Origin of the sequence: Chryseobacterium phosphatilyticum (assembly GCF_002899825.2) — a bacterium.
GTDB lineage: Bacteria > Bacteroidota > Bacteroidia > Flavobacteriales > Weeksellaceae > Chryseobacterium > Chryseobacterium phosphatilyticum.
Map to the genome: position 1 here is coordinate 303,741 of NZ_PPED02000003.1, position 23,479 is coordinate 327,219.

Here is a 23,479-nt window from a genome sequence, read left to right on the forward strand (position 1 = left end):
CTGGGAGAGAGAAGTTGGAAGTTACTGTTAGCTGTAAGACCTTTGGATGTGCGCAATTACCAAATAGGTGTCTGAACTCAATTAAGAATACTTTCAATGACTCCGGAAATTGTAGCGTAAAGAAAATGAACTCTGTGAACGTTAAAAAAAGGCTCTTATGTTTGAGTGCCGGACAAAACCATTTAGAGATCGTGACGTTAGAAAGAAGATTTTTTAACCCAATCATCTGCCGGATCAGCTAATCAGCGAGAGGTTTATTCCTATTTCTGAAACTTGTTCAATTTAAATAATAAGTATGATCAACGAGATCTCTTTAATTCATTCATTTGCTGAATTTACTTACTCTTCAGGAGTTTATTCGGTAAATTCATGATTCTAAAAACACAAAGATGAAAAAAGCTTCACAAATTTTTGTGAAGCTTTTTATTTATCGTTCAAGCGAAAAGTTAGAGATAACCTTCGGACGTTCGGTCTCATTGGCCACTTTCCAGGATGTTCTGTACATCCATTCAGTCATTTTATAAAGCTTTTTATAGTTGATGTTTTCAGATTCATCCTGTGGGGTATGATACTGATCATGCAACACGCTGGTAAAGAATAGGGCAGGAATTCCGATTTTAGCATACGGAAGATGATCACTTCTGAAATAAAAATACTCAGCATGATTTGGAGAATCCCAATCTTTTAAATATTTGAATTTTGTACTTTCATTATTGGCGTCTTCAGCCATTTTCACCAATTCTTCAGAGTTTTTATGGGGCGAATTTCCACCCAGTAAAGCCGCTTCATTATTATCATTTCTTCCAATCATATCACCGTTTAGAACAGCTACGATTTTTTCTTTCGGAACAACAGGATGAGCTGCATGCCATCTTGATCCAAGTAAGCCCCTTTCTTCAGCTCCATGGAAAACAAACAAAACACTTCTTTTTCCAGGTTGCTTTTTATAAGCTCTGGCCATAGCAAGCATCGCCACACAGGTACTTGCATTGTCATCAGCTCCGTTGTAGATGGTATCATTTTTTACTGGATGTCTGATTCCGTCATGATCCTGATGTCCGCTTAATAAAACGTATTCATCTTTAAGAGCCGGATCCGTACCTTCTATCTTTCCAATGATATTTACTGAAGGGTATTTGTAAGTCTCCGTCATAAGGTTCAATGAAATCTTAGGATTATTTTTTACCCAGTTTGCATTTTCCCTTTTGATCCATAGAACAGGAATATTATTGGTTATTTTCTCTCTTAAACCTTCCACTCCATAGGTACCTCTTGTCATTTGAGGAAGAACTTCTACCCAGCTTTTTTCGGAAATATCGTCTGTAATAAAGATGATGGCTTTTGCTCCCAGTTCATAGGCTTTATTATAATACTTAGTTCGTACAAATCCGGGATACCTTCTTACAAAAAGAGTCATATCCTTATCAATGTTTTTATCAGAAGCATTGATGGCAAGCACTTTCCCTTTAATATTTAATGTAGAAAGATTTTCAGGTTCAGTATTTCCGGCATACACAATTTCAGCCTCTACAGACATGTTGACCGGTTCTGCAACCAGGAAATCTTTCCATAATTTCAGGTTGTTATCACCAATCTTAAGACTGCTTTGAGGAGTAACCTGATGCCTGTACATTTCAAAAACCTGGAAAAAGGTTCCGTGATCACCGGCTGGTTTCATTCCTGCTTCCTTAGCTTTATCTGCCAGCCACATCGATACTTTCAGCTCATCTAAAGTTCCTGCTTCACGGCCCCAGAACTGATCTGCTGCCAATTCATACATATCCTTTCTGAGATCGGATTCTTTGATAGCAGAAACCAGCGGCTTTTTGTAGTTCTGAGCATTTCCGATACTGAATAAAAATAAGCTCAGTACAGAAAAAATATAGTTTTTGTTCATTTGCTTTTTAATTCGGATTAGTCAGTTTATCTGAGAATTGCTTTGAGAATTCTTTTCTGTCTTCTTCCAGTTTTTCAGGAGTAGAAGGCAAAATATAATTAAAAAGGATTTTATCTTCGTTATCCAGAAAAATGATTTCCTTCTCGTTTCCATCCATCATTTGGGAAAATATTGCCCACATGGAAGTGTCTTTTAATTTTAATAATTCAAAAAACTGTTCTGCTTTTATTTCTATTTTTTGCATGAGATGTTATTGTATAATGAATAATGGGGGTAAAAGGGGGCAATTAGAATTCTAAGAATTTAAGCTTAAATTGAATAGCAAAATTCTGTTTGAAATTCGGAGTTGCGTAATATCCCACTCTGTAAAAGAATCCCAGATTGAAATAGCTGGAAAGGAAATTGTTCCATTCCAATCCGACTTCCTGATACAGATGGTCCAGTTTTCTGAATTTGAACTGGTGGTATTCAGGATGTTTCATATCACCGATGGTTCCACGGAGTACAAAATCAAAGCTGGAAACGTTATGTCCGAAACTTTTGAAGTAAAATGGAAGTCTGTGGGTGAAATAATAGGCTACAAATCTGTCGTTATAATACTTTCCGCCTTCCAGTGTAGCAAAACCCAGGAAAGAAGTAAGGTTGAAATTAAAATCTTTACCCGGTGATGCAAGGCCGTTCATGGTAAAGTTCTTCCAGATAGGAGCTTCTCCCAACACCATTCCTCCATATAATCTGAAACCGGTTGTTCCGATAGGTGTTTTAAAATTATAAAGAAAAAGGGCATCAAAACGGGAATAATTGAAATTTCCACCCAATGCTTTGTAACTTTGTTCGTAATTAAAATACAACTCAGGATATTTCTGATCAATCAGAGATTTACCCTGTGGTGTCATGATATTGGTAGAATTCGGAGAATATTTTAAGGTGAATAATGTATTAAAGTTCTTAAATGAAGACCCTGCATTTCTAAACTGGTAATCAAACTCAGCTTCCTCAATATTTCTTCTCGCTGCAAAAGCAAGAGTAAGCCCATTGGTCACATCATTAAGGTAGGATAGGGAAGCGCCTTTAAAATGAAAATATTTATCATTGTTTAGGTTATTCCCGAAATTCATCATCCTCATTTTGAAGGTCCAGAGTCTTCTGTAGAACTCTCCCGAAGCTGTTACATCATCATAAAATTCAAATCTGAAGAATGAATTTTTCTTCAGAGTGGTCTTTATGTCAAGTCCCATCCCATATTTCCATCTTCTGTCTTTTACTCCATAGGCAAAATAATAATCAGGAGAGAAATAGGGATTGAAGTTTTCATTCATTTTAGCCTTTAACCCTAATCTGAATCCTTCATACGAGTTGTAATTAACAATCTCATCAACGGCAAAATCCACTGAATTCACTCTGATCTGCCCGTTAAGAAGCCCTGAAATAATCTGGGCTTTGCTGTCAATTTTATATTTTTTACCTAAACTGTCAATTGTTTTATAGGTATTTCTTTCTCTTTCCGTCAAAGGATCTGTTCTGTAATGTTCAAGAGAATGCCCGTCTATACTTTTTATATCAAAAGTATATCCTTTAAATTCCTTAGGATCTTCTTCGATAGGAGATTGAAAATCAAAATATTTTGAGGTCAGAAAAGCATAGGTACCAAAGCTCTTTTTGTCTTTCTTTTCGTTGTGGTCCTTATCCCCCATAGCCATTTTACCCATTTTAAGCTTAGCTGTTTCATGGGCCAGGAACCATTTATTATTGTAAAACACCCATGTACTGGTAATAATACCGTCATTCTTGTTTTTACTGAAATTTTCAATCTTTTTAACTCCGTACGTTTCAGTATCTACGTAAATGGCACCATTGTATTTCCTTTTTTTGTCCATTTTTTTGTAGTTCACTTCGCGGAAGCGTATGACAAAGTTTTTCCTTCCGTCAAGTTCTATCGTATCTGAAAGAAAGAATCTGTACAATCCTCTGTTTTCTTGCTTAAGCTGTTCAGGAACCACATCCCTGTTGCTTTGCTGTAGAGCAATCATTTCATAAACCGGTTGCTTCAGCCCTGAAATTCTGTTGTCCAGAATATTAATTTTTTCACCGTATTTTTTTGAATATAAAAACTCCTGAGCCCTTTCCCAAAGGAAGAGTTTGCTTTTTGAAAATATCTTTCTGGCATTGCTGTTGTTTAATGAATCTTTCTCCCTTTTTTTCTTGAAAAGGTTCATGTCATTAAAATACTGGTTGAATTGGGTAAGACTATCCTGATCAATATCCAAAGATACTTTCTCGTAGGATTTGTAAGAATAAGAACCCAAACTTTTAGGAGAATTCTGATTGAATAACCTGTTTACTTTTTTGAGAATCTCTAAAGCCCTTGGATCGCTTTTATCTTCAATAACTACCGTCTCAATAGCGGTGGTATTCTTCACAGATTTTTTAAGCAGTGAAACCTCAATACTGCTGTCCACTGAAGCTGTTTCCTTTTGATAGGCGTCTGCTTCAATATCAATGTTTTTACAGGTCGTCTTAAATTCAAGAACTCCCTGTGCATTGGTGTAGCCCAGAATAGTACCGTCACAAGATATTTTAACGTTAGAGACGGGCTTATGATTGGTGTCATCAACAACTTTAATTTTCGATTGTGAATAACCCAAAAAGCAAATCAGGAAAAAAAATAATAATAAACCTCTTTTCATGGGGAAAAACTAGGTCAAAAATAATCATATTTATTCTGCTGGAAAAGTTTTTAACATAGTATAACATTGATTTAATCTAATTTATCAATGGAAAAATTGAACCAGGAAAAATTGCCTGACGAGATTCTCAGGTGAATGTATTAGGTTTGGCTTTTGTTTTACAGAGATGATAATGATCCGACTCATCATAACTTCCGGTTTCTTTATCTGTCATCCAATGCTTTCATAAAATCAATAATATCATCAATTTCCTTATCTGTAAGGTGTAAGGGAGCGTCGGAAAGTGTCTGGTTTTCTATTGTAAAGCCAAAGCCTTTACCACCGCCCTTGTTATAGAAATTCATGACTTCTTTCAACGTTTTGTACCCTCCGTTATGCATATAAGGAGCCGTTTTATTGATGTTTCTGAGGGTAGGAGTTTTAAATGAATGTTGTAGCGTGGCAACGGTTTCGTGAAATTTACCGCGACCAAGATCCCTGTCAAAAACTTTATTGTCTCCATTGACTGCTACTCCAAGGACTTCCTGTTCAGTTTTTTTGAAAGTAGGAGGTACAGTTCCGTTGAATAAGGGAACAAAATGACATATAGCGCACTGGGCTTTTCCTACAAAAAGATTAAAACCACGTTTTTGATTGGCTGTCATTGCAGATTTGTTTCCTCTCATATATTCATCAAAATCTGAATTAAATGCAGCCAATGAGCGGATATAGCTGGCCAATACATTTTGAAGCTGCCAAACTTCTGTTTTCTGTGAATGATAAATCTTTTGAAAGGCTTGCTGATATTTTTTATCCTGATTGATTTTAGCAAGAATCACATTAAGGTCGCCATGCATTTCCTCTTTATTGGAAATCACATCAGCACTCTGGCCTTCCAGATCATCTTTTCGCATATCCCAAAACTGTCCGTGTTGAAATCCTGCATAATTAAGAGAAGGTGCATTTCTCGCCAGTTCGGCATTTTCAAGAGACATGGATTTGGCCAACCCGTCAGTAAAAGCTTTTTCTGGAATGTGGCAGCTTGCACAATTTCTGTTGTTATTGTTGGAGAGAATTTTATCATTAAAAAGCTGGCGTCCCAAACCTACCTTTTCATCCGAATAGGCAAATTCCTTCCCGGGAGTAAAGGCATTAGGATTAAAAGCATTTTTGGCAAAAAAGGTGGCCGCATCCTTGTTCAGAGCAGTTGTCACTTCTACATCAGGAATCTGCTCCTGATTTTTAAATTCCGGAAGCAGAGCTGCAATTTTGTTGAGGTGATCAGGAATGAAACCTGCATAGTCGAAAGTATTTTTATCTGTGTTTTTCTTTAAAACAGCAATAGCAGAACTGATTTCAGCAACAATGGCTTTTAATGCTTTATTTTTTGATTGCTCAGTAGAAATTTGTTGCAATGTTTGTTGCACTCCACCAAGAGAATAAGGGATCTCCTGTAAAAAAGTGCCGGAAACAGGAGTGTCAAAACCTGAAATACCTAAACTGGAAATTCTGAAAACTTCCTGTCTTACAGCATCAAAAACCTGATTTTTGCTCACGGTAATAACCTGAAAATTCGTGGCAATGGTATTGCTTTTATTGATTAGTTTTTTGAGAAAGCGTATGACCTCGTCTTTATTCTCCTTTTCATAGGGATAGAACATTTCTTCCAAAACCTGTAAACCTTCGGGTTCTATTTCGGTATGTTCATCCATTTCAATTTCCGGAAGAGCAGCACCATTGATGAATCTTGCAGAATGAGGAAGAAAATATTCAACAGCCCATTCCATTTTTTTGTAGGTTTTTCTGATTTCCTGAAATTTTTCCTGAAGGATTTTTTCGTCAGCATCTTCAGAAACTAAATTTATCAGTTCATTGATCTGTTTTTCAAATGCAGAATTGGTTTTAATGATCTCTTGTTTTACAGAACCTAAATCTTCATATACAGGCTGAGGCTTTTCATTCTTACAGTAATAAAGAATAAAAAGAGCTGCTGCACAATATAAAAACAGGAATACCGGGTATTTTGAAAGTTTCTTCATTGTATGAAAAAGTATCAACAGAAGAATTTCTATTGATACTTTGGAGTTTTATGAGTAATTAAAGCTATTTTTCTACGTTTCTGATGATGACAACCTGTCCTCCTTCTTTGTTCGTGTTGACTCCCGATCCGTCAGGGTTTTTAAACTTATCCAACTGCCATGTATGAGAGTGAATGTTTACGGTGAATGTATTCGGAACTCCTATGATATCAGAAATATCTGTCATGGCTCCAAATTCCCATGAACCGAATTTCTGAAGATCTCCGGATTGGTTGTAAGCAGTTTGCCAGGCTGAATCATTTCTGTTGTGTTTCATATTCAACCATGGTTTATACTGTTTGGTAGCTATGTTAAGCTGCCAGATGTATGAATCGTGAGCTGCTGACTTATAGTAAGAATCTCCGTCTTCCTGGATGTAAACGAAGTTTTCAGTTACACAAAGATTGTCAGGGTTGATCAGGTTTTGACCAGGGTTAGAATCACCTTCAGCGACTACTTCCAGTTTTCCGGTCAACATATTATTAGCGTTCAAGACGAGCTTGTATACCCTTCCCCACATCGTTAATCCAGCTTTTGGATTGATACCGTCAGAAGATTCTCCTGTAGCGGTAAAATAGATTTCTCTTCCTTTTCCGGCCCCTTTTCTATAATCTACATCTTCGACTCTTGAAAAACGAATAGCATTATTATCAATATTTTTCTGATTGATCTGAGCTCCTGTAAGATTTTTGGCGTTCGGGATTTCAACAAACTCTACATCATAGCTATTTCCTTTCGTCATATCCGTTTCAGTATAGTTGTTGTTCGTTCTTTTTAAAGAGTATAATTTACCATTATCCAAATCTCCTTGTGTATCTGCAACGTACATGATCAATTGCCCGGCAGACTGGTGAGAAGAAGAATAAGACTGATCTTCCCCGATAATAATATATGATTTTCCGTTGGAAACATCCTTAGGAAGCGGAACAGCATTTTCCATAGAAGCCTTCCCTAAAGCCGGTTTTACCCTCGTTTTATCTGACGCCTGAGAAGCTGGAGCTAATGGATTTAAAGCATGAACCATACTTTCTTCACCGGATTCACCGGCAGTAAGGAATGCACTGAAACCATGGATCTCAGGAGTAGCCAGTGTAGCAGAGCATAGTCTCGTCATTCCTCCTGTTCCGTTAAGGATATATTCTCCTTTTACAGGTTTGAATGTTTTATCCAAATATACTCTCGATACAGATTGTTTGATCTCATGGTTGGTGATCATCAGGTAACCATCAGAATTAGGGTCTTTCATGATTCCCATTCCATCCGGCTGGCCACCAAAAACAAAGTCTGGAGATCCCCCTAAGATGTCAGAGCTTGAAATAAGAGTGGTGATATTTAAATTTTCAAAACCCTGCATTGCATAAACGAAAGCGGATTCTTTAGAAAAATTTTCAAGTTTAATCTGGTTATTAACCGGGGTGTTTCCGTCTCCGTTGTTATCGTCATTACAGCCGTGGAATACAAAAGCTGCGAATAACAAAGCACCGATAGTTTTGTTAATTTTCATAATTGTTTTTTTGAATTTCGATTGAGACAAAACTAGAATTCTAGTGTTAACTGGATTTTAAGAAGACAAAACAATTAGTTTAAGATTAGCTGATGATTTGTTAAGCGAAGGTCAATAATTAGAATGGATATAAATAGAGAGACTTTGATGAATATCTGAATAATAAGGAATGCTATATTATAACGCAGAGACGCCAAGGCTTTTAGATATCTGTTTTTTCGTTCGCCAAGGCATTCTATTTAGCAAAAAGCGCAATCATTTCATGGCTGAGTGTAACGCCTTTGCGAACGAAAATATCTATGATGATATGAGGGTTTCTTGCGTCCTTAGCCTTAAATAAAAGACAATAGTTAAAACTAAAACAGGCTGTCCCAAAATGAAACAGCCTGTTCTAATATTTATAATAGGTATTCTATTTTAGATGTTCAACGCTTTTTGATAAGCGTTTTCTAATCCTTCAAGGTTTTTACCACCTGCAGTTGCAAAACCAGGGTTTCCACCACCTCCGCCTTGGATTTCTTTTGCCAGATCCTTTACGATAGCGCCAGCCTGATAATCAGCAGCCAGATCATCAGAAACTCCAACAGTAATCATTGGTTTTCCGTCCGCATCAGAAAGAATGATCGTTACAGAAGCAGGGATTTCTCTCTTCAGCTGGAATACGATGTCTTTTACAGAACCTGCATCCAAGGAAGTTTTCTTCACAAGAAGCTGCTTGTTGCCTTTCTGCTCATAAGCATTCTTCCATTCTCCAATTTCTTCTTTTGCTTTTTCCTTTTTAAGGGCATCTACTTCAGCCTTCAATGACGTATTTTCTTCGATCAGTTTCTCGATAGATCTTACAACATCTTTAGACTTTAATAATTGAGAAAGTTCAATGATCTGTTTTTCAAGATTGCTGAAATACTCTTCAGATTTATCTCCTGAAATTGCCTCAATCCTTCTGATTCCCGCAGCCGCAGAACCTTCAGAAGTGATTTTAAAATGACCAATTTCGCTGGTGTTTTTTACGTGAGTTCCTCCGCAAAGTTCTTTTGAACTTCCAAACTGGATCATTCTTACGCTATCACCATATTTTTCACCAAATAAGGCCATTGCTCCCTTCTCTAAAGCTTCCTGAATAGGAATGCTTCTGAATTCCTGTAAAGCAATGCTGGCCTTGATTTTTTTATTGACTTTATCTTCAATTAAAGCAAGATCTTCTTCCGTGATTTTATTGAAATGAGAAAAGTCAAAACGTAAGTAATCAGGTCCTACATAAGATCCTTTCTGTTCTACGTGAGTTCCTAAAACTTCTCTTAATACCTCATGCAAAAGGTGAGTCACAGAGTGATTTCCCTGCGAATTTTTTCTTTCAGTAGCATTGACGCGAGCATAGAAAAGAGCTCCTGCATCTTTCGGAAGACCATTGATTAATGAAACAATTAATCCGTTTTCTTTTTTGGTTTCCAATACTTCAAAGCTATCGGTAGCATTCTCCAATACTCCTTTATCACCAACCTGTCCTCCTCCTTCAGGGTAGAAAGGAGAGCTGCTCAGAACAACCTGATAGAATTCTCCGTCTTTATTTTCTACTTTTCTGTATCTTGTAATATAGGTTTCAGATTCAATCTGATCGTATCCAACAAAAGTTTCAGGCTTTTCTTCCAACACAACCCAGTCGTATACTTTTTGAGCAGAATCAGATTTTGAACGCTGCTTCTGTTTTTCCATTTCAGCTTTAAATCCTGCCTCATCGATAGTTAATCCTTTTTCCTCAGCAATAATTCTTGTTAAGTCATCAGGGAAACCGTAGGTATCATATAGTTCAAAAACTTCTTCACTAGGCAATACTTTCTGATTGTCAGCAATTGTTTGTTGAATTAATTTTTCAACTCTGATGAGTCCGTTTTCAATTGTTTTTAAGAATGATTCTTCCTCACTTTTGATTACTTCTGTTACCAATTTTCCTTGTTTTCCAAGTTCAGGGAAGAAGGTACCCATTTGTTCCTGAAGAACAGCAACCAATTTGTAAAGGAAAGGTTCTTTCATATCTAAAAATCGATAAGAATAAGAAATCCCTCTTCTCAAAATTCTTCTGATAACGTAACCAGCTCCTCCGTTTGAAGGCAATTGTCCGTCTGCAATGGCAAAAGAAACCGCTCTGATGTGATCGACAACGACACGAATTGCAATATCTTTTTCATCTTCTAAAACTCCGGTATATTTCTTTCCTGAAAGTTCTTCCACTTTAGCAATTAACGGAGTAAAAACATCAGTGTCATAGTTGGAAGATTTTCCTTGAAGTGCCATACAAAGACGCTCGAAGCCCATTCCTGTATCTACATGCTGAGCAGGTAATTTTTCCAGAGAACCATCTGCTTTTCTGTTAAATTCCATGAAAACGAGATTCCAAACTTCCACCACTTGAGGATGATCGTTGTTCACCAATTCCAAACCAGAAACTTTAGCTTTTTCTTCCGGAGTTCTTAAATCGATGTGGATTTCCGAACAAGGTCCACAAGGCCCACTTGCACCCATTTCCCAGAAGTTATCTTTTTTATTTCCGTTGATGATTCTGTCTTCTGAAATATGAGATTTCCAGAAATCAAAAGCATCCTGGTCTCTGTCAAGGTTTTCAGAAGCGTCACCTTCAAAAATAGTAACATATAAATTTTCTTTTGGAATTCCGTATACTTCAGTCAGTAATTCCCAGGCAAAAGCAATAGCCTCTTTTTTGAAGTAATCCCCGAAAGACCAGTTACCCAGCATTTCAAACATGGTGTGGTGGTAGGTATCTCTTCCTACATCATCCAAATCGTTGTGTTTTCCAGAAACCCTCAGACACTTTTGTGTGTCGGCAATTCTAGGGGCGGTAGGCGTTTTGTAGCCCAGGAAAAAATCCTTGAACTGCGTCATTCCTGAGTTGGAAAACATAAGGGTAGGATCGTCTTTCAGCACGATAGGAGCCGAAGGAACAATAAGGTGATCCTTACTTTTAAAATAATCTAAAAATTTTTGACGTATCTCTTGTGATGTCATAGTATTGCTTTTGCTTTTTTAAATATCAGATTTTGATAAGATGCAAATTTAAGATTTTTAGGTGATTTAATTTCTACTATTTGATATTTTCAAAAATGGGTCTGTTAATTTGTTCTATTGAAACCTAACAGGTTTTCAAAACCTGTTAGGTTTTGAATCTGTTGATGACAATAAATTCTACAATTTTAAAAGTCTTATCTTCGTTTATAATTTCCTCATGATGATGAAAAATGAGATTCTTAAAAGTTGGATCGAACAATATTCCGGGCCATTACTGAAAAAAGCCTTGTATATGCTTTCAAACAAAGAAGATGCCCAGGATGTAGTTCAGGAAGTGTTTCTGGCCGCATTTTCCGGATATGATTCTTTTGAAAGGAACAGTCAGCCACTGACCTGGCTGACGGCTATTTTAAATAGAAAGATTGCAGACTTTTACCGGAAAAAATATAAATCAGAACCAAATATTAGGCTTGATCATTTTTTTGATGAAACAGGTTCCTGGAAAAACAACGATGTTTTAAACGATTGGAACGTTTCAGGAAAAGAAGATGAACTGCTGGATGATCAGGATTTCAATAAAACACTGGAGGAATGTATTGAAGAATTGCCGTCCAGATGGAAGATTTTGCTCAAAATGTATTATATCGAAGAGAAAAAAGCACCCGAAGTGAGTCAGGAATTGGATGTTTCTACGACTAACCTGTGGAAGATCTTGCAGAGAAGCAGGATGCAGCTGAGAGAATGTCTTGAATTTAATTGGTTCTCAAAAAGATAGTGATTTAAAATGATAAGAAGAATTCTACATATCTTATTCTTACCATGCAGTGAAGCGACTTTACTGATGGAAAAACGTAATGCACATTCAATTTCTGCAAAAGAAAACAGAAAGCTTAGCCTGCATTTGATGATTTGTAAATGGTGTAAAATGTACAATAGGAAATTAGCCTTGTTGGATGAGGTATTTAAAAAAACTTTTTCACAAAAAACAACTGAAATTAATGAGTCTGAAATTCAGGATTTTAAGGATAAAATGATTGAGAAATTAGATTTTTAAGAAAAATTTTGTCAGGATTTTGAAACAGCTCCGACTATACTTTTGAAAAACAATAAAAGTATTCATTCAAAATCTTAAGAATATGGTCGGAACTCAAAACACATCAAACAACAACGCAACGTATCAGTTAGGATACTATATTTCGCTTTTCGGGGCAGCTCTTATCTTACTATGGATAGGTATTTTCAAATTTACTCCTACTGAGGCAGCAGGAATAAAACCTTTGGTTGAAAACCATTTTTTAACTTTTTTCGTATATAAGATTATGAGCGTTCAGACAGTGTCAAATCTTATCGGAGCGATAGAAATTATCATTGCCTTACTTCTCCTGTTTAGTGTGAAATTTGCTGTATTAAAAAGGTACGCGGGAATAGGAATGGTAGTGACATTTACGGTGACATTGAGCTATCTGTTTACTACTCCGGGTATGTGGAAAATGGTAGATGGAGTTCCGGTGACGGATTTTTTTATTTTAAAAGACCTAATGCTCTTAGGATTTGGACTGATGCTATTTCAAAATAAAAGTCATGAATAAAAAGGATAAAATGAAAAATATATTAATTGTGCTCGGAGTTGTTCTGGGTATAGCAGTTTTTGCTGCAGGATCGGGGCTTTTTAAAAAAAATAAGCCTACACTGGTAAAAGAAGAAAAACAGGAAATTATGGATAATAAAAATGCTAGAGAAATTTATTTTGCAGGTGGATGTTTTTGGGGAACAGAACATTTCTTTCAACAAATTCGTGGCGTAGTAGGAACCGAAGTAGGATATGCCAACGGAAATACCCAGAACCCAACCTATGAAGAAGTGGTAAGCCATACCACCGGCTTTGCTGAAACGGTAAAAGTAAAATATGATCCTGAACAGGTGGATTTAAAACTGCTGATTGATCTTTATTTTAAAACCATTGATCCCACAAGCAAGGATCAACAGGGGAATGACAGAGGAAATCAATACAGAACGGGAATTTACTTTACAGATAAAACAGATGAAGCCGTCGTAAAAAATGAAGTTCAGAAATTATCTAAGAATTATAGCAGACCTATACTGGTAGAAACCATTCCGTTGAAAAACTTCTACAAAGCAGAAGATTATCATCAGGATTATCTGGATAAGAATCCGGGGGGGTATTGCCACATAGAACCGGGACTTTTTGAAATGGCGAAAAAAGCCAATCCACTTCCCAAAGCAACAACCTATCAGAAGCAGGATAAAAAAGTTTTAAAAGAAAAATTATCTGCTGAACAATATAATGTCACTCAGGAAAACGGTACAGAAAGACCTTTCCAGAATGAATACTGGAATGAAACCCGTGAAGGAATTTATGTGGATATTACAACTGGAGAGCCTTTGTTTGTATCAACAGATAAATTTGAATCAGGTTGTGGATGGCCGAGTTTTTCAAAGCCAATCACCAAAACTTTGATTAACGAAAAACTGGATCGCACCCATGGAATGGACAGGGTAGAAGTGAGAAGTAAAACAGGAGATGCCCATTTGGGACACGTTTTTACAGATGGTCCTCAGGATAAAGGAGGATTGCGTTACTGTATCAACAGCGCCTCGCTGAAATTTATTCCAAAAGCGGAAATGGAATCAAAAGGATACGGAAAATATCTTCCGTTGTTAGATAAAAAGTAATTTGAAAGGAAGGCTGCCAAATGGCAGCCTTTTATTTTTTACTGAAAAGTATATTTTCTTTTGGAGAATAGGAATGTTTCTTTCAGACTCAATACTGAAAGGTATAATAATATCAGAAAACCTGTCATCAGGTAATATGCTTCTTTCGTCAGAGGGGTGAAGAAATTATTGATATCAGTAAAAATAGTAGATTCGGGAATAACTCCGGAAACCAATAAGCCTCCGTCTATAACTTCAACTATGACATCATCACAAAGACCGCAAGTTTCTGACGTTGGTCTAATATAGGTGACAGGAACTAAAAAGTGTCCCGTCTTTTCCAAATCCAAACCGTATTCTTCATGTTTTGAAATATGCATGTCGTTTAAAAGAGAAACAAGGTCACCGTAAGTATTCTTATCCCCCAAAATAAATTCAATGCCAGTGTTTTGTTCATTTCTTTGCTGCATAGCCCTTACCTCAGAAACATACACGCTTGAGTTTTCCTTTGCTTTTCCAGCAGGAACTTCTATTTTTTTATACTCTAAACTTCTTATAGGTTCAAGAGTGTTATCGTAGTTGCTTTTATCCTTATTTAATTTGGCAGGAATTCCCATGTCGATAACAGAAGTTGTTATCTCATCAATTTTTCTGTGCCCATAGTACCAAAATAAGACAGGTAGAGTAAGAGCACTGATCAAGCCCGGAAAATAATATACCCTTTTCATACTGATCTTTTTCTATGAATTTGGAAATTTTCTTTTATACTCAACATGGATATATTTAAAAATAATAGAAATCCAAAAAACATATAAAAAGACTGTTCCGGAAGCTCCCGCAAATAATTCAATTTGTCAAAACCTTTAGATTGAATTTTCTCTTTGTAATGGATGGTGTCGGCTTCAGTTCCACAAGAAGAGGAATGTACTTTTTCTATTTTATTTGGATCTTTATAGAAGTGTACTGCAAAAAAATGTCCCGTTTTTTCAAGATCCACACAGTAAGCTTGTTGCTTAGACAGAATCATAGCATCAATTAAAGCTATAAAATCTCTATAAGTATTTTGATTTTCTATAACAAATTCAAGTCCTGTTTCCTTTTCATTTTTGGCTTGTAGCTCTTTAAGCTCGGAAACATAAAATTCTTGGTTTTGAAGAGCAGTGTTTGGTTGAACTATAATTTTTTTGTAATTCCAATTTCTATATGGTTCAAAAGTGTTGTCTAAGCTGGTTCGAGGGATAATTTTTGCGGGAAGTCCAAGGTCTATGATTGAGTAGACTGGATGAACTCTTTGGCTTCCATAATACCAAAATAATAATGGAATCAGAATCGCACTGATCAGCCCTGGTACATAATATATTCTTCTCACTTAGTTTTTTGATAAAAATACTAAAAAAATCCCTAAAAAACAGGAGATGAAGAAAACCAAATTATATTTATTTTTATCATCTTACGAACACATCAAAAAACAAATACATCATGAAAATATTGAAATGGGTAAAAAGAATAATCCCAATAGTGCTGGCCATTTTGATTCTTGCACTGTTGACAGGTTTTATTTTTGAAAGAATATCACGTTCGAAGGCCGATAAAATTCAACCAGATGGCCAATTTGCAGAAATTGAAGGCCACAAAATGCATTATCTGAAAAAAGGAACAGGAAGTGGGCCTGCAATTGTTTTTGAAACTGCTTTTGACCCCGCAGGACATCTGCAGTGGTATCATATTCAAAAGGATCTGCCTCAAAACTTTACTACTTTTTCTTATGACAGGTCAGGAATCATATGGAGTGAAAGAGGAACACATCCTAAAACCGGTGAAAAGATGGCTGAAGAGCTTCATCTGTTATTGGAACAGGCAAATGTTCCCAAACCTTACATTCTTGTGGGGCATTCTTTTGGTGGTACATTGGTAAGGTTTTTTGTTAATAAATATCCACATGATGTAGCTGGTGTCATGTTAGTAGAGAGTCAATATCCTGATGATAAAAAATACCTTTCACCTGAACTATATACCCTCGTTAACCAGGGGCTGCCGGGAGGATTGCTGAAATTTGCCAATACTTTCGGAGTGGCCAGATTGATATTTAAGAATATGTTTCCAAAACAACCACAATATCAATATCAGAACTCTATAATGCCTGCATTAATACATAAAAGCGCTTATGCTGTTCTTGAAGAGCAGGAACAGATGAGCTCAATCCGGAAAGAAGCAGCACAGATAAATTCTTTCCATTCAATTCCTCTCTATGTGATGACTGCTGGTGATACAACAAGATTTGATACTTTTATTAAAGATCCGAAATTAAAAAATGAAATGATTGATGCATGGGATAAGATGCAGAAAGATTTATTGAAACTGTCTACAGATAGTCAACAGATTATCGCCCGTTCAAGTGGTCACTATATCAATCAGGATCAGCCTGAAATTATCGAAGAAGCAATTGCCGAAATGTACAAAAAGGTGACTACACAATAATTTCAAAGGTAATTATGGAGCTTTAGCGTAAGCTCAGTTTTAATTAACAGTCACGAAAAAGAATAGGGTTTTCGTTATATTTTTAAGATTAAAATATTACATTTGATAGAACTAATAAGGATTTATGAAGTTAATTGAACTGGCAGAAGAACTGAATGTTTCTGCAGAAGCTATAAAACAATTTATACAGGATTTTGACCTTGAATTGGTAGACTGTATCAGTACAAATTTCGAAGTGAAAGAAGATTTTGAAAAATTTGCCCGTGAGAACCTGGATTTCTTAAGATTATATGAAAAAGATCTTGATAAAAATAAAACGGTAGAGCAGATCGCTGAAGTCATCAATCAACCTAAAGAGAAAATAGAAAAAGCCATTAAAGAGAACAGTCCCAATATTTTTGATAATGGTTTTTTCAAATCCTCCATCTCAAGCTATGGAATTGATAATAAGCTTGGAGGAAATTATCAGTTTGTCTACGATTATTTCGGGCATAAAACAAGCTTGCAAAAAAGAGATTTTATAGGGTACAGAGACCTTTTTTTCTATACCTCTGCGGTACTGGAGCCGTTTTTAAATCCACAGCAGATCAAAGATTGGGGGATCAATAAACCTGCAGGAATTGTATTGTACGGTCCTCCCGGAAGTGGAAAAATTTTCTGGGCCAATAAGATTGCTGAAATTATAGGCTACCAATTCAAAGAAGTTAAAAAACATTATTTAGGAACTTCCTTTGTTGATGGAAATGAAGTTAACTTCAGCGACTTTCTCCTGTCTATGCTCAAAGAAAATAAAATACTGCTTTTTCTTGATGATTTTGATGAAATTATGATGGAAAGAAAAGCAGAAACAGATATTGCTTCCTGTAATCTTGAAGCACAGGAACTTGTTCTTCATTATATCGCAAAATTTGAAAAAGAAAATGTGTTGATGGTGGGATCTGCCAATTCTGTGTCAGAAATTGATGAAGAGATTCTTGCTCCCGGAAGATTTGATGTGATGATTCCTATCTTTCCACCCAATGCTTCAGAGCGCTCAGAAATTATCTTATATGCGATGACTCGCGGTCTTGAAGAAGATTCATTGTTATATAAAATTCTTAAAAATAATAAAGCAGATAAAGTCCCTTTCTGGCAGGAAATTGCATCAAAAATGAAGGCTTTTAGCAATACGATGTTGATTGATTTTACTCAAAGCCTTAAAAAAAGAATTAAAAATCTGTATCAAAAAAACAGAAATGAAAAACTTAAAATTGATCAGAATCTCCTTAATGCTGCTTTGAGGGATGCTGCAGGAAAGCTTACCGGAGAATATCTTGATCAGGTAGCCCGATTTTTAGCCGATGTCATTATCAATAATTTTGATGAATTTCAGTTTAGAATCAAAGCACTTAAAGTTGAGCTTGAAACCTATAAAGTTGTAGAGGAACCGAGAAGAGCAATTGGTTTTTCACACAACGAAGAAGAGGAAAAGAAAAAGAAATAGAGAATGTTCATGTTGCTCCATCACTAATTACTCATTACTCATGAACAGCATCTGGGAACTTGAAACTTTTTACCGAAAGAGAGATATTATCATTATAGGGGCCGGATTTTCCGGGCTCTGGACGGCGATATCTATTAAAGAAAGATATCCCGGAAAATCAGTACTGGTGGTTGAACGAAATTGTATTCCACTTGGCGCCTCAACAAGAAATGCCGGTTTTGCCTGCTTTGGCAGTCTGACGGAAGTGATTGCAGATTCTCAGAAAATGGGTTGGGATAAAACATTAGAGTTGGTGAAGATGAGGTTTGACGGGCTTCAGAAGATCAGACACTATTTTAAAAGTGATGAAATAGACTTTGAACTCAATGGAGGGTATGAAATTTTAAATGATGATCAACCTCTGCACGATCTCGATTCGGTTAATGAAAAATTAAAAGCCATAACAGGATCTGATCAAACCTATACTCTTAAACAAGATAAAATAAGTGAATTTGGATTGGGGAAATCTCAATTTCTGATTGAAAATAAATGTGAAGGCAGCCTGCATTCCGGAAAGTTATTGCAGAAACTTCTGGAAAAATGTAATGAACTCAAAGTTGAATTTTTATTCGGAACAGAAGTTAAAAAGGTTGATGAAAATCCGGATAAAGTAGAGGTTCATCTTTCAGGAGATCTTTCCGTACAATCTGATCAGGTAATCTATTGTACGAATGCCTTTAGTGAAAGATTCTTAGAAATAGGAGAGATAATTCCGGCCCGTGGGCAGATCCTTTTAACAGAGCCTATTGAAGATTTAAAATTAAAGGGGACGTTTCATTACGACGAAGGTTTCTATTACTTCCGCAATCTTGGAAACAGGGTGTTGTTAGGAGGTGGAAGAAACCGCGATTTTAAAACAGAAGAAACAACAGTATTCGAAACGACTGAGTTTCTACAAAATCATTTAGAGAATTTCTTAAAAGAAGTGATCATACCTGAAACAGACTTTACGATTGCTTTGCGTTGGTCCGGAATAATGGCAATGGGAACAGAGAAAACACCTGTTGTAAAACAAGTTTCAGAAAGACAATTCTGCGCTGTGCGACTTTCAGGAATGGGAGTAGCTTTGGCACCTAAGATTGGGGAAATGGTTGCTGAGATGATAAACAGTATATGATGAAGAGTAGATAATAGACAGATAAATAACAGATCCGAAAACTCTAACACGCTCCAACCCTCCAACTCTGTCACTCGACCGCTTTCCACTCAAAAAGAAATCCTTATTTTTGCATAAAAGAAATATTCGTGATCAACAACGACCAGATAAAAGATGTTCAATCCAGAATTGAAGATTTACACAGATACCTTCAGATTGACAAAAAGAAGATAGAAATTGCCAATGATGATGAAAAAACGGCGGCACCAGAGTTTTGGGATAACCCTAAAACAGCAGAAACATTTCTGAAGCAGCTTCGTTCCAAGAAAAAGTGGGTGGAAGAGTATGAAGAAATCAATACCCAGTTTGAAGACCTTCAGGTATTGGCAGATTTTGCCAAAGAAGATCCGGATTCTGAAAAAGAGCTCGATGAAATCTTTCCGCAATTAATTGAAAAAATTGAAGACCTGGAATTTAAAAACATGCTTTCCAATGAAGGAGATGAGCTTTCTGCAGTTCTTCAGATTACTGCGGGAGCCGGAGGGACGGAAAGCTGTGACTGGGCATCCATGCTGATGAGAATGTATACGATGTGGGCTGATAAGCAAGGATATAAAATCCGTGAACTCAACTTCCAGGAAGGGGAGGTTGCTGGGGTAAAAACCGTTACGTTAGAAATTGAAGGCGAATATGCCTTTGGATATCTGAAAGGAGAAAACGGGGTACACAGATTGGTGAGAATTTCGCCTTTCGACAGTAATGCAAAACGCCATACCAGTTTCGTTTCTGTGTATGTATATCCCTTGGTGGATGATACCATAGAAATCAATATTAATCCTGCTGATATCAGCTTTGAAACCATGAGGTCTTCCGGAGCAGGTGGGCAGAACGTAAACAAAGTAGAAACAGCGGTACGTCTTCGTCACGCTCCAACCGGAATTATCATTGAAAATTCCGAATCCCGCTCTCAGCTTCAGAATAAAGAAAAAGCAATGCAGCTCCTTCGTTCAAGACTTTATGAAATGGAGCTTGAAGAACGTATGAGAGCCAGAAATGAGATTGAAGCCAACAAAATGAAAATTGAGTGGGGAAGTCAGATCAGAAACTACGTCATGCATCCTTACAAACTGGTAAAAGATGTACGCTCAGGTCATGAGACTTCGGATGTGGATGCAGTGATGAACGGAAATATTACCCCTTTCCTGAAAGCCTTCCTGATGGCCGATGGTACAGCGGTTTCAGATGATGATCTTAACCTATAATATATCATGTCTGAATTTTAGTTAAAATCTTATAATTAATTTTTGTTTCAGACATTTTAGACTTATTTTTGTTGAACATCGATATATATGGAAGATTTCAATAGCTGGAAGGATTTGTTAAACCCGGAATTTTATATTAAAATGGGAGGGTTTTGGTTGATTTTATTTATTGTTTTTGCTGAAACGGGTCTTTTTGTAGGGTTTTTCTTACCTGGAGATTCATTACTGTTCGTTTCGGGAATTTATGCTGTTGAAATCATCAAAGAGACATTTGGCTCCACAGGGAGCGACTTCTTAGATACAACATTATTGGCTTCCGGAGTAGCATTAGCTGCAATTATCGGAAATGAGGTAGGGTATTATTTTGGTAGAAAAGCAGGACCTGCTTTATACAAAAGACCAGATTCAATGCTTTTTAAGAAAAAATACCTGTACCAGGCTCACGACTTCTTTGAAAAACATGGAGCATTAGCAATCATTATGGCAAGATTTTTACCGGTGGTAAGAACATTTACTCCCATTGTAGCCGGGATTGTTAAAATGGACAAAAAAGAGTTTCTAAGAGATAATATTATCGGAGCTGTGCTATGGTCTTTCCTTTTGATCTTTGCAGGTCATTATCTGGATAAATTGTTCATGGAACAGTTTGGAATCAATTTAAAGGAAAAACTGGAATACATCATTATTGTGATTGTATTAATAACAACACTTCCGGTGATCATTAAATTTATGTTTGGAAAAAAAGATGATTTATCCAAGTATGAAAACAACGACTTTGAATAAGAAATAAACAAAAATAGAATAGATAACCTGCTTTTAGCAGGTTATTTTTTTATCCATTCCAGAATATTCGGATATATAATACTGTCTCTTTTTCTTTTACTGAACAATCTTGGAACGTGGCCTGTTCTTTCCATAAAGATAAATTTATGTGGAACATTCAATTGGGTAAGAGCAGAATCCATCGCAATTCCCTGATGCTGGTTCACTAAGAAATCCTTATTTCCCTGAAATAGCAAAGTAGGAACATTGGTAATATTGGCAATGGGGCTGGCTTCCTTAAACGCTTCGGAAATATTTTTGCGGTCAAACGAGGTACCTACCATTTTTTGAATCGTTGGTGAAGTATATTTGGAATAAAAAGAATGTAAATACTGAGGGCTGTAAAAATCTGTAGGTCCACTTAAAGAAATGATTTTTTTGATCTGGTCAGGATGCCTGTAGCCATATAACAGAGCAAGATGTCCACCTGCACTTTCTCCAAGGATAATATAATTATTGGGAAGGAGCTCCGCTTTTTCAGTTAAAGAATTAAACCGGTCAATTGCTAAAGAAATATCATCGAGCTGTTCTTTATATGTTATTTTCTTTTTTCCGGATACCAACCTGTAGTTCATATTAATGCTCGGAATATTATTTTTAAAAAGCATTTTCTGAACCTGTATCATATGTTCCTTTTTTCCCAGCGTCCATGCGCCTCCATGTACCAGAAGAACGACAGGAGAATCAACGGGATAATCCTTAGGCAGAAAAATATCCATTTTCTGTCTTTTATGTTCTCCGTATTTTAAATTATAGACTTTCTGCTGGCCTCCTGGGCCTACCCAAACTCTGAATTTTGTATTGCAGGACTGAAGCAAAGAACTAAAGCATCCTATAATGAAAAAATGATACCTGAGAATGAGTTTTTTCATAAGGTAAAAATAAGGAAATAATAGATTAGAGCGATTCTTTAAGCATAGCATTTGCATAGTTGTACACCGATCGGTTATATCTGGGCAGATGTTGAGAAATTGCTTTTAAAGTTAATGATAGCGCTTCCTCGTACTTTCCTGCAGAAGAAAGAGAAAGGGCTAAAAAAGAGTCAACTGCATCGTTTAGTTCATCAGAATAATTGGCTTTTTCTGCTCTTAAAATATGAATACTTTCTTCTATTTTTCCATTATTTCTTAAAGTACTCGCAAGCTGGATTCTGGCTCTTCTTCTCCTTAAACCTGATAATCCTTTATCCAGAGATGATCTGTACAAAGGTTCTGCTTCCTTTTCATATCCGCTGGAGTCAAAAGCACAGGCTTTTTCAAAATCAGCAATAGCCTGGGAATCCGTTAGTAATTCTGTGTGATTTTTAATTTGATGAATAAACTCTTCATTGCTTATTGTTCCAAGTTTTAGCCATATACTCTGTAATTGGGTTTCCCAGTTTTCATCCATTGTATAGATTTTAAACAAAGATATAAAATATTGAAAGCTGAGCATTGCCTAATTATTCTTATAATTTTCAAAATTATTGTCAGATTATGAATCTAAAAACGGAATTAAATATTTATTTTTGCTGAACTTAACAAAGATTAAAAAATTATTAAAATATGGCATCAGGCTTTTTTGCAATTTTGGATGATATTGCAGCATTGATGGATGATGTAGCAGTTACAAGTAAAATAGCTACACAGAAAACAGCAGGTATTCTGGGGGATGATTTGGCTGTAAATGCAGAAAAAGCCACAGGCTTTCTCTCTTCCAGAGAAATTCCGGTTCTATGGGCTATCACCAAAGGATCATTTATCAATAAACTGATCATTCTTCCTATCGTTTTTTTACTCAATTGGTTGTATGCTCCGGCTATTAATTATGTATTGATCCTTGGAGGATTCTATCTGGCCTTTGAAGGAGTTGAAAAAATAATAGAATTTCTTTTTCATCGTGCCAAAAAGGGGCATGAAGTTGTAGAGGAAATTGTAGAAGAAGAAAAAAGTTCTGAAGAAATAGAAAAACAGAAAGTAAAATCGGCAATTACAACGGATTTTATTTTATCAATCGAGATCGTTATTATTGCTTTAGGAACCGTATTGGAAGAAAGCCATCCTTTCATTACACAGATTTTAGTAACGAGCTTGGTCGCATTTATTGCGACTGTTGGAGTTTATGGAATTGTAGCTTTGATCGTAAGAATGGATGATGCAGGGTTTAAATTAATAAAGAAAAGTAACGATAAGGGTTTTTTCGGGAAGCTTGGGCATGTATTAGTGAAAGCTTTACCTATTGTTATTAAAATATTAGGAGTCGTAGGAACAATTGCCTTAATAATGGTTGCTGGTGAAATTTTTTTACATAGAATAGAATTTTTTCATGGATTACTTCCAACCTGGCCGGATGTTTTGAAAAAGCTTACGCTTGGAGTCGTTGGCGGATTGGCAGCTGTGGCTGTATTTACAGTGGGGAAAGGAATCTATTCGCTGGTAACAAAGAAATAAATAATTGATATTTAAATAACCAGAGAATCCA

The 23,479-nt window shown here is 36.2% G+C and carries 20 protein-coding genes; 10 read left to right on the plus strand and 10 right to left on the minus strand.

What is annotated here, in order from left to right:
* Window positions 1-427: 427 nt before the first annotated feature.
* The 6 genes from C1631_RS13420 to alaS form a co-directional block, all read right to left on the minus strand.
* Window positions 428-1,897 carry a M20/M25/M40 family metallo-hydrolase gene (locus tag C1631_RS13420; RefSeq protein ID WP_109712682.1) on the minus strand — a complete coding sequence of 490 codons (1,470 nt, stop codon included), beginning with the start codon at window positions 1,895-1,897 and terminating at the stop codon, window positions 428-430.
* Between the two features lie 7 nt (window positions 1,898-1,904).
* Window positions 1,905-2,141 carry a hypothetical protein gene (locus C1631_RS13425; RefSeq protein ID WP_103247549.1) on the minus strand — a complete coding sequence of 79 codons (237 nt, stop codon included), beginning with the start codon at window positions 2,139-2,141 and terminating at the stop codon, window positions 1,905-1,907.
* A gap of 43 nt (window positions 2,142-2,184) precedes the next feature.
* Window positions 2,185-4,584, minus strand: a complete 2,400-nt coding sequence (locus C1631_RS13430; protein WP_109712684.1) for a hypothetical protein — start codon at window positions 4,582-4,584, stop codon at window positions 2,185-2,187.
* Between the two features lie 203 nt (window positions 4,585-4,787).
* A complete protein-coding gene (locus tag C1631_RS13435) occupies window positions 4,788-6,602 on the minus strand; it encodes a cytochrome-c peroxidase (RefSeq protein WP_109712686.1) in 1,815 nt (604 codons plus the stop codon).
* Window positions 6,603-6,666: 64 nt separating this feature from the next.
* The gene (locus C1631_RS13440; protein WP_109712688.1) at window positions 6,667-8,145 is read right to left on the minus strand and encodes a hypothetical protein; all 1,479 of its coding nucleotides are present in this window, start codon (window positions 8,143-8,145) and stop codon (window positions 6,667-6,669) included.
* Between the two features lie 417 nt (window positions 8,146-8,562).
* Window positions 8,563-11,166, minus strand: a complete 2,604-nt coding sequence (gene alaS / locus C1631_RS13445) for an alanine--tRNA ligase (RefSeq protein ID WP_109712690.1) — start codon at window positions 11,164-11,166, stop codon at window positions 8,563-8,565.
* A 220-nt stretch (window positions 11,167-11,386) separates the two neighbouring features.
* Between alaS and C1631_RS13450 the strand changes: the two genes are divergently transcribed.
* The 4 genes from C1631_RS13450 (at window position 11,387) to msrB (ending at window position 13,860) form a co-directional block, all read left to right on the plus strand.
* A complete protein-coding gene (locus C1631_RS13450) occupies window positions 11,387-11,941 on the plus strand; it encodes a sigma-70 family RNA polymerase sigma factor (protein ID WP_109712693.1) in 555 nt (184 codons plus the stop codon).
* Window positions 11,942-11,950: 9 nt separating this feature from the next.
* Complete coding sequence (locus C1631_RS13455) at window positions 11,951-12,220, plus strand: hypothetical protein (RefSeq protein WP_109712695.1); 270 nt, start codon at window positions 11,951-11,953, stop codon at window positions 12,218-12,220.
* 82 nt (window positions 12,221-12,302) lie between these two features.
* The gene (locus C1631_RS13460) at window positions 12,303-12,755 is read left to right on the plus strand and encodes a DUF417 family protein (RefSeq protein WP_109712697.1); all 453 of its coding nucleotides are present in this window, start codon (window positions 12,303-12,305) and stop codon (window positions 12,753-12,755) included.
* Window positions 12,756-12,765: 10 nt separating this feature from the next.
* Complete coding sequence (msrB, locus tag C1631_RS13465; protein WP_109713313.1) at window positions 12,766-13,860, plus strand: peptide-methionine (R)-S-oxide reductase MsrB; 1,095 nt, start codon at window positions 12,766-12,768, stop codon at window positions 13,858-13,860.
* 38 nt (window positions 13,861-13,898) lie between these two features.
* On the opposite strand, the gene C1631_RS13470 is transcribed toward msrB, so the two are convergent.
* Both C1631_RS13470 and C1631_RS13475 read right to left on the minus strand, forming a co-directional pair.
* Window positions 13,899-14,567: a hypothetical protein gene (locus C1631_RS13470; RefSeq protein ID WP_109712699.1), complete on the minus strand. Its 669-nt coding sequence runs from the start codon at window positions 14,565-14,567 to the stop codon at window positions 13,899-13,901.
* Window positions 14,564-15,208: a hypothetical protein gene (locus C1631_RS13475; RefSeq protein WP_109712701.1), complete on the minus strand. Its 645-nt coding sequence runs from the start codon at window positions 15,206-15,208 to the stop codon at window positions 14,564-14,566. The genes C1631_RS13470 and C1631_RS13475 overlap by 4 nt, the downstream gene beginning before the upstream one ends.
* A 110-nt stretch (window positions 15,209-15,318) precedes the next feature.
* On the opposite strand from C1631_RS13475, the gene C1631_RS13480 reads away from it, so the two are divergent.
* The 5 genes from C1631_RS13480 to C1631_RS13500 all read left to right on the plus strand — a co-directional run bounded on the left by C1631_RS13480 (window position 15,319) and on the right by C1631_RS13500 (window position 20,980).
* The gene (locus C1631_RS13480; protein ID WP_109712703.1) at window positions 15,319-16,317 is read left to right on the plus strand and encodes an alpha/beta fold hydrolase; all 999 of its coding nucleotides are present in this window, start codon (window positions 15,319-15,321) and stop codon (window positions 16,315-16,317) included.
* Window positions 16,318-16,441: 124 nt separating this feature from the next.
* The gene (locus tag C1631_RS13485) at window positions 16,442-17,800 is read left to right on the plus strand and encodes an AAA family ATPase (protein ID WP_109712705.1); all 1,359 of its coding nucleotides are present in this window, start codon (window positions 16,442-16,444) and stop codon (window positions 17,798-17,800) included.
* A 40-nt stretch (window positions 17,801-17,840) separates the two neighbouring features.
* The gene (locus C1631_RS13490; protein ID WP_109712707.1) at window positions 17,841-18,956 is read left to right on the plus strand and encodes an NAD(P)/FAD-dependent oxidoreductase; all 1,116 of its coding nucleotides are present in this window, start codon (window positions 17,841-17,843) and stop codon (window positions 18,954-18,956) included.
* Window positions 18,957-19,084: 128 nt separating this feature from the next.
* The gene (gene prfB / locus C1631_RS13495; protein WP_109712709.1) at window positions 19,085-20,197 is read left to right on the plus strand and encodes a peptide chain release factor 2; all 1,113 of its coding nucleotides are present in this window, start codon (window positions 19,085-19,087) and stop codon (window positions 20,195-20,197) included.
* A gap of 87 nt (window positions 20,198-20,284) precedes the next feature.
* Window positions 20,285-20,980, plus strand: a complete 696-nt coding sequence (locus C1631_RS13500) for a DedA family protein (protein ID WP_109712711.1) — start codon at window positions 20,285-20,287, stop codon at window positions 20,978-20,980.
* 41 nt (window positions 20,981-21,021) lie between these two features.
* Here C1631_RS13500 and C1631_RS13505 read toward each other — a convergent pair whose 3' ends face one another.
* Both C1631_RS13505 and C1631_RS13510 read right to left on the minus strand, forming a co-directional pair.
* Complete coding sequence (locus C1631_RS13505) at window positions 21,022-21,891, minus strand: alpha/beta hydrolase (RefSeq protein ID WP_228441227.1); 870 nt, start codon at window positions 21,889-21,891, stop codon at window positions 21,022-21,024.
* Between the two features lie 25 nt (window positions 21,892-21,916).
* Window positions 21,917-22,408, minus strand: coding sequence for a tetratricopeptide repeat protein (locus tag C1631_RS13510; protein ID WP_228441230.1), 492 nt, complete (start codon window positions 22,406-22,408; stop codon window positions 21,917-21,919).
* Window positions 22,409-22,563: 155 nt separating this feature from the next.
* On the opposite strand from C1631_RS13510, the gene C1631_RS13515 reads away from it, so the two are divergent.
* A complete protein-coding gene (locus tag C1631_RS13515; protein WP_109712721.1) occupies window positions 22,564-23,448 on the plus strand; it encodes a DUF808 family protein in 885 nt (294 codons plus the stop codon).
* Window positions 23,449-23,479: the final 31 nt, after the last annotated feature.

What these genes read in the sequence shown, in the direction of transcription:
- C1631_RS13425 (WP_103247549.1), bottom strand. Translation starts at nt 2,141, where the DNA reads ATGCAAAAAATAGAAATAAAAGCAGAACAGTTTTTTGAATTATTAAAA.
- C1631_RS13515 (WP_109712721.1), top strand. Translation starts at nt 22,564, where the DNA reads ATGGCATCAGGCTTTTTTGCAATTTTGGATGATATTGCAGCATTGATG.
- C1631_RS13430 (WP_109712684.1), bottom strand. Translation starts at nt 4,584, where the DNA reads ATGAAAAGAGGTTTATTATTATTTTTTTTCCTGATTTGCTTTTTGGGT.
- C1631_RS13490 (WP_109712707.1), top strand. Translation starts at nt 17,841, where the DNA reads ATGAACAGCATCTGGGAACTTGAAACTTTTTACCGAAAGAGAGATATT.
- C1631_RS13435 (WP_109712686.1), bottom strand. Translation starts at nt 6,602, where the DNA reads ATGAAGAAACTTTCAAAATACCCGGTATTCCTGTTTTTATATTGTGCA.
- C1631_RS13420 (WP_109712682.1), bottom strand. Translation starts at nt 1,897, where the DNA reads ATGAACAAAAACTATATTTTTTCTGTACTGAGCTTATTTTTATTCAGT.
- C1631_RS13470 (WP_109712699.1), bottom strand. Translation starts at nt 14,567, where the DNA reads ATGAAAAGGGTATATTATTTTCCGGGCTTGATCAGTGCTCTTACTCTA.
- msrB (WP_109713313.1), top strand. Translation starts at nt 12,766, where the DNA reads ATGAAAAATATATTAATTGTGCTCGGAGTTGTTCTGGGTATAGCAGTT.
- alaS (WP_109712690.1), bottom strand. Translation starts at nt 11,166, where the DNA reads ATGACATCACAAGAGATACGTCAAAAATTTTTAGATTATTTTAAAAGT.
- C1631_RS13460 (WP_109712697.1), top strand. Translation starts at nt 12,303, where the DNA reads ATGGTCGGAACTCAAAACACATCAAACAACAACGCAACGTATCAGTTA.
- C1631_RS13455 (WP_109712695.1), top strand. Translation starts at nt 11,951, where the DNA reads ATGATAAGAAGAATTCTACATATCTTATTCTTACCATGCAGTGAAGCG.
- C1631_RS13500 (WP_109712711.1), top strand. Translation starts at nt 20,285, where the DNA reads ATGGAAGATTTCAATAGCTGGAAGGATTTGTTAAACCCGGAATTTTAT.
- C1631_RS13510 (WP_228441230.1), bottom strand. Translation starts at nt 22,408, where the DNA reads ATGGATGAAAACTGGGAAACCCAATTACAGAGTATATGGCTAAAACTT.
- C1631_RS13450 (WP_109712693.1), top strand. Translation starts at nt 11,387, where the DNA reads ATGATGAAAAATGAGATTCTTAAAAGTTGGATCGAACAATATTCCGGG.
- C1631_RS13480 (WP_109712703.1), top strand. Translation starts at nt 15,319, where the DNA reads ATGAAAATATTGAAATGGGTAAAAAGAATAATCCCAATAGTGCTGGCC.
- C1631_RS13485 (WP_109712705.1), top strand. Translation starts at nt 16,442, where the DNA reads ATGAAGTTAATTGAACTGGCAGAAGAACTGAATGTTTCTGCAGAAGCT.
- C1631_RS13505 (WP_228441227.1), bottom strand. Translation starts at nt 21,891, where the DNA reads ATGAAAAAACTCATTCTCAGGTATCATTTTTTCATTATAGGATGCTTT.
- C1631_RS13440 (WP_109712688.1), bottom strand. Translation starts at nt 8,145, where the DNA reads ATGAAAATTAACAAAACTATCGGTGCTTTGTTATTCGCAGCTTTTGTA.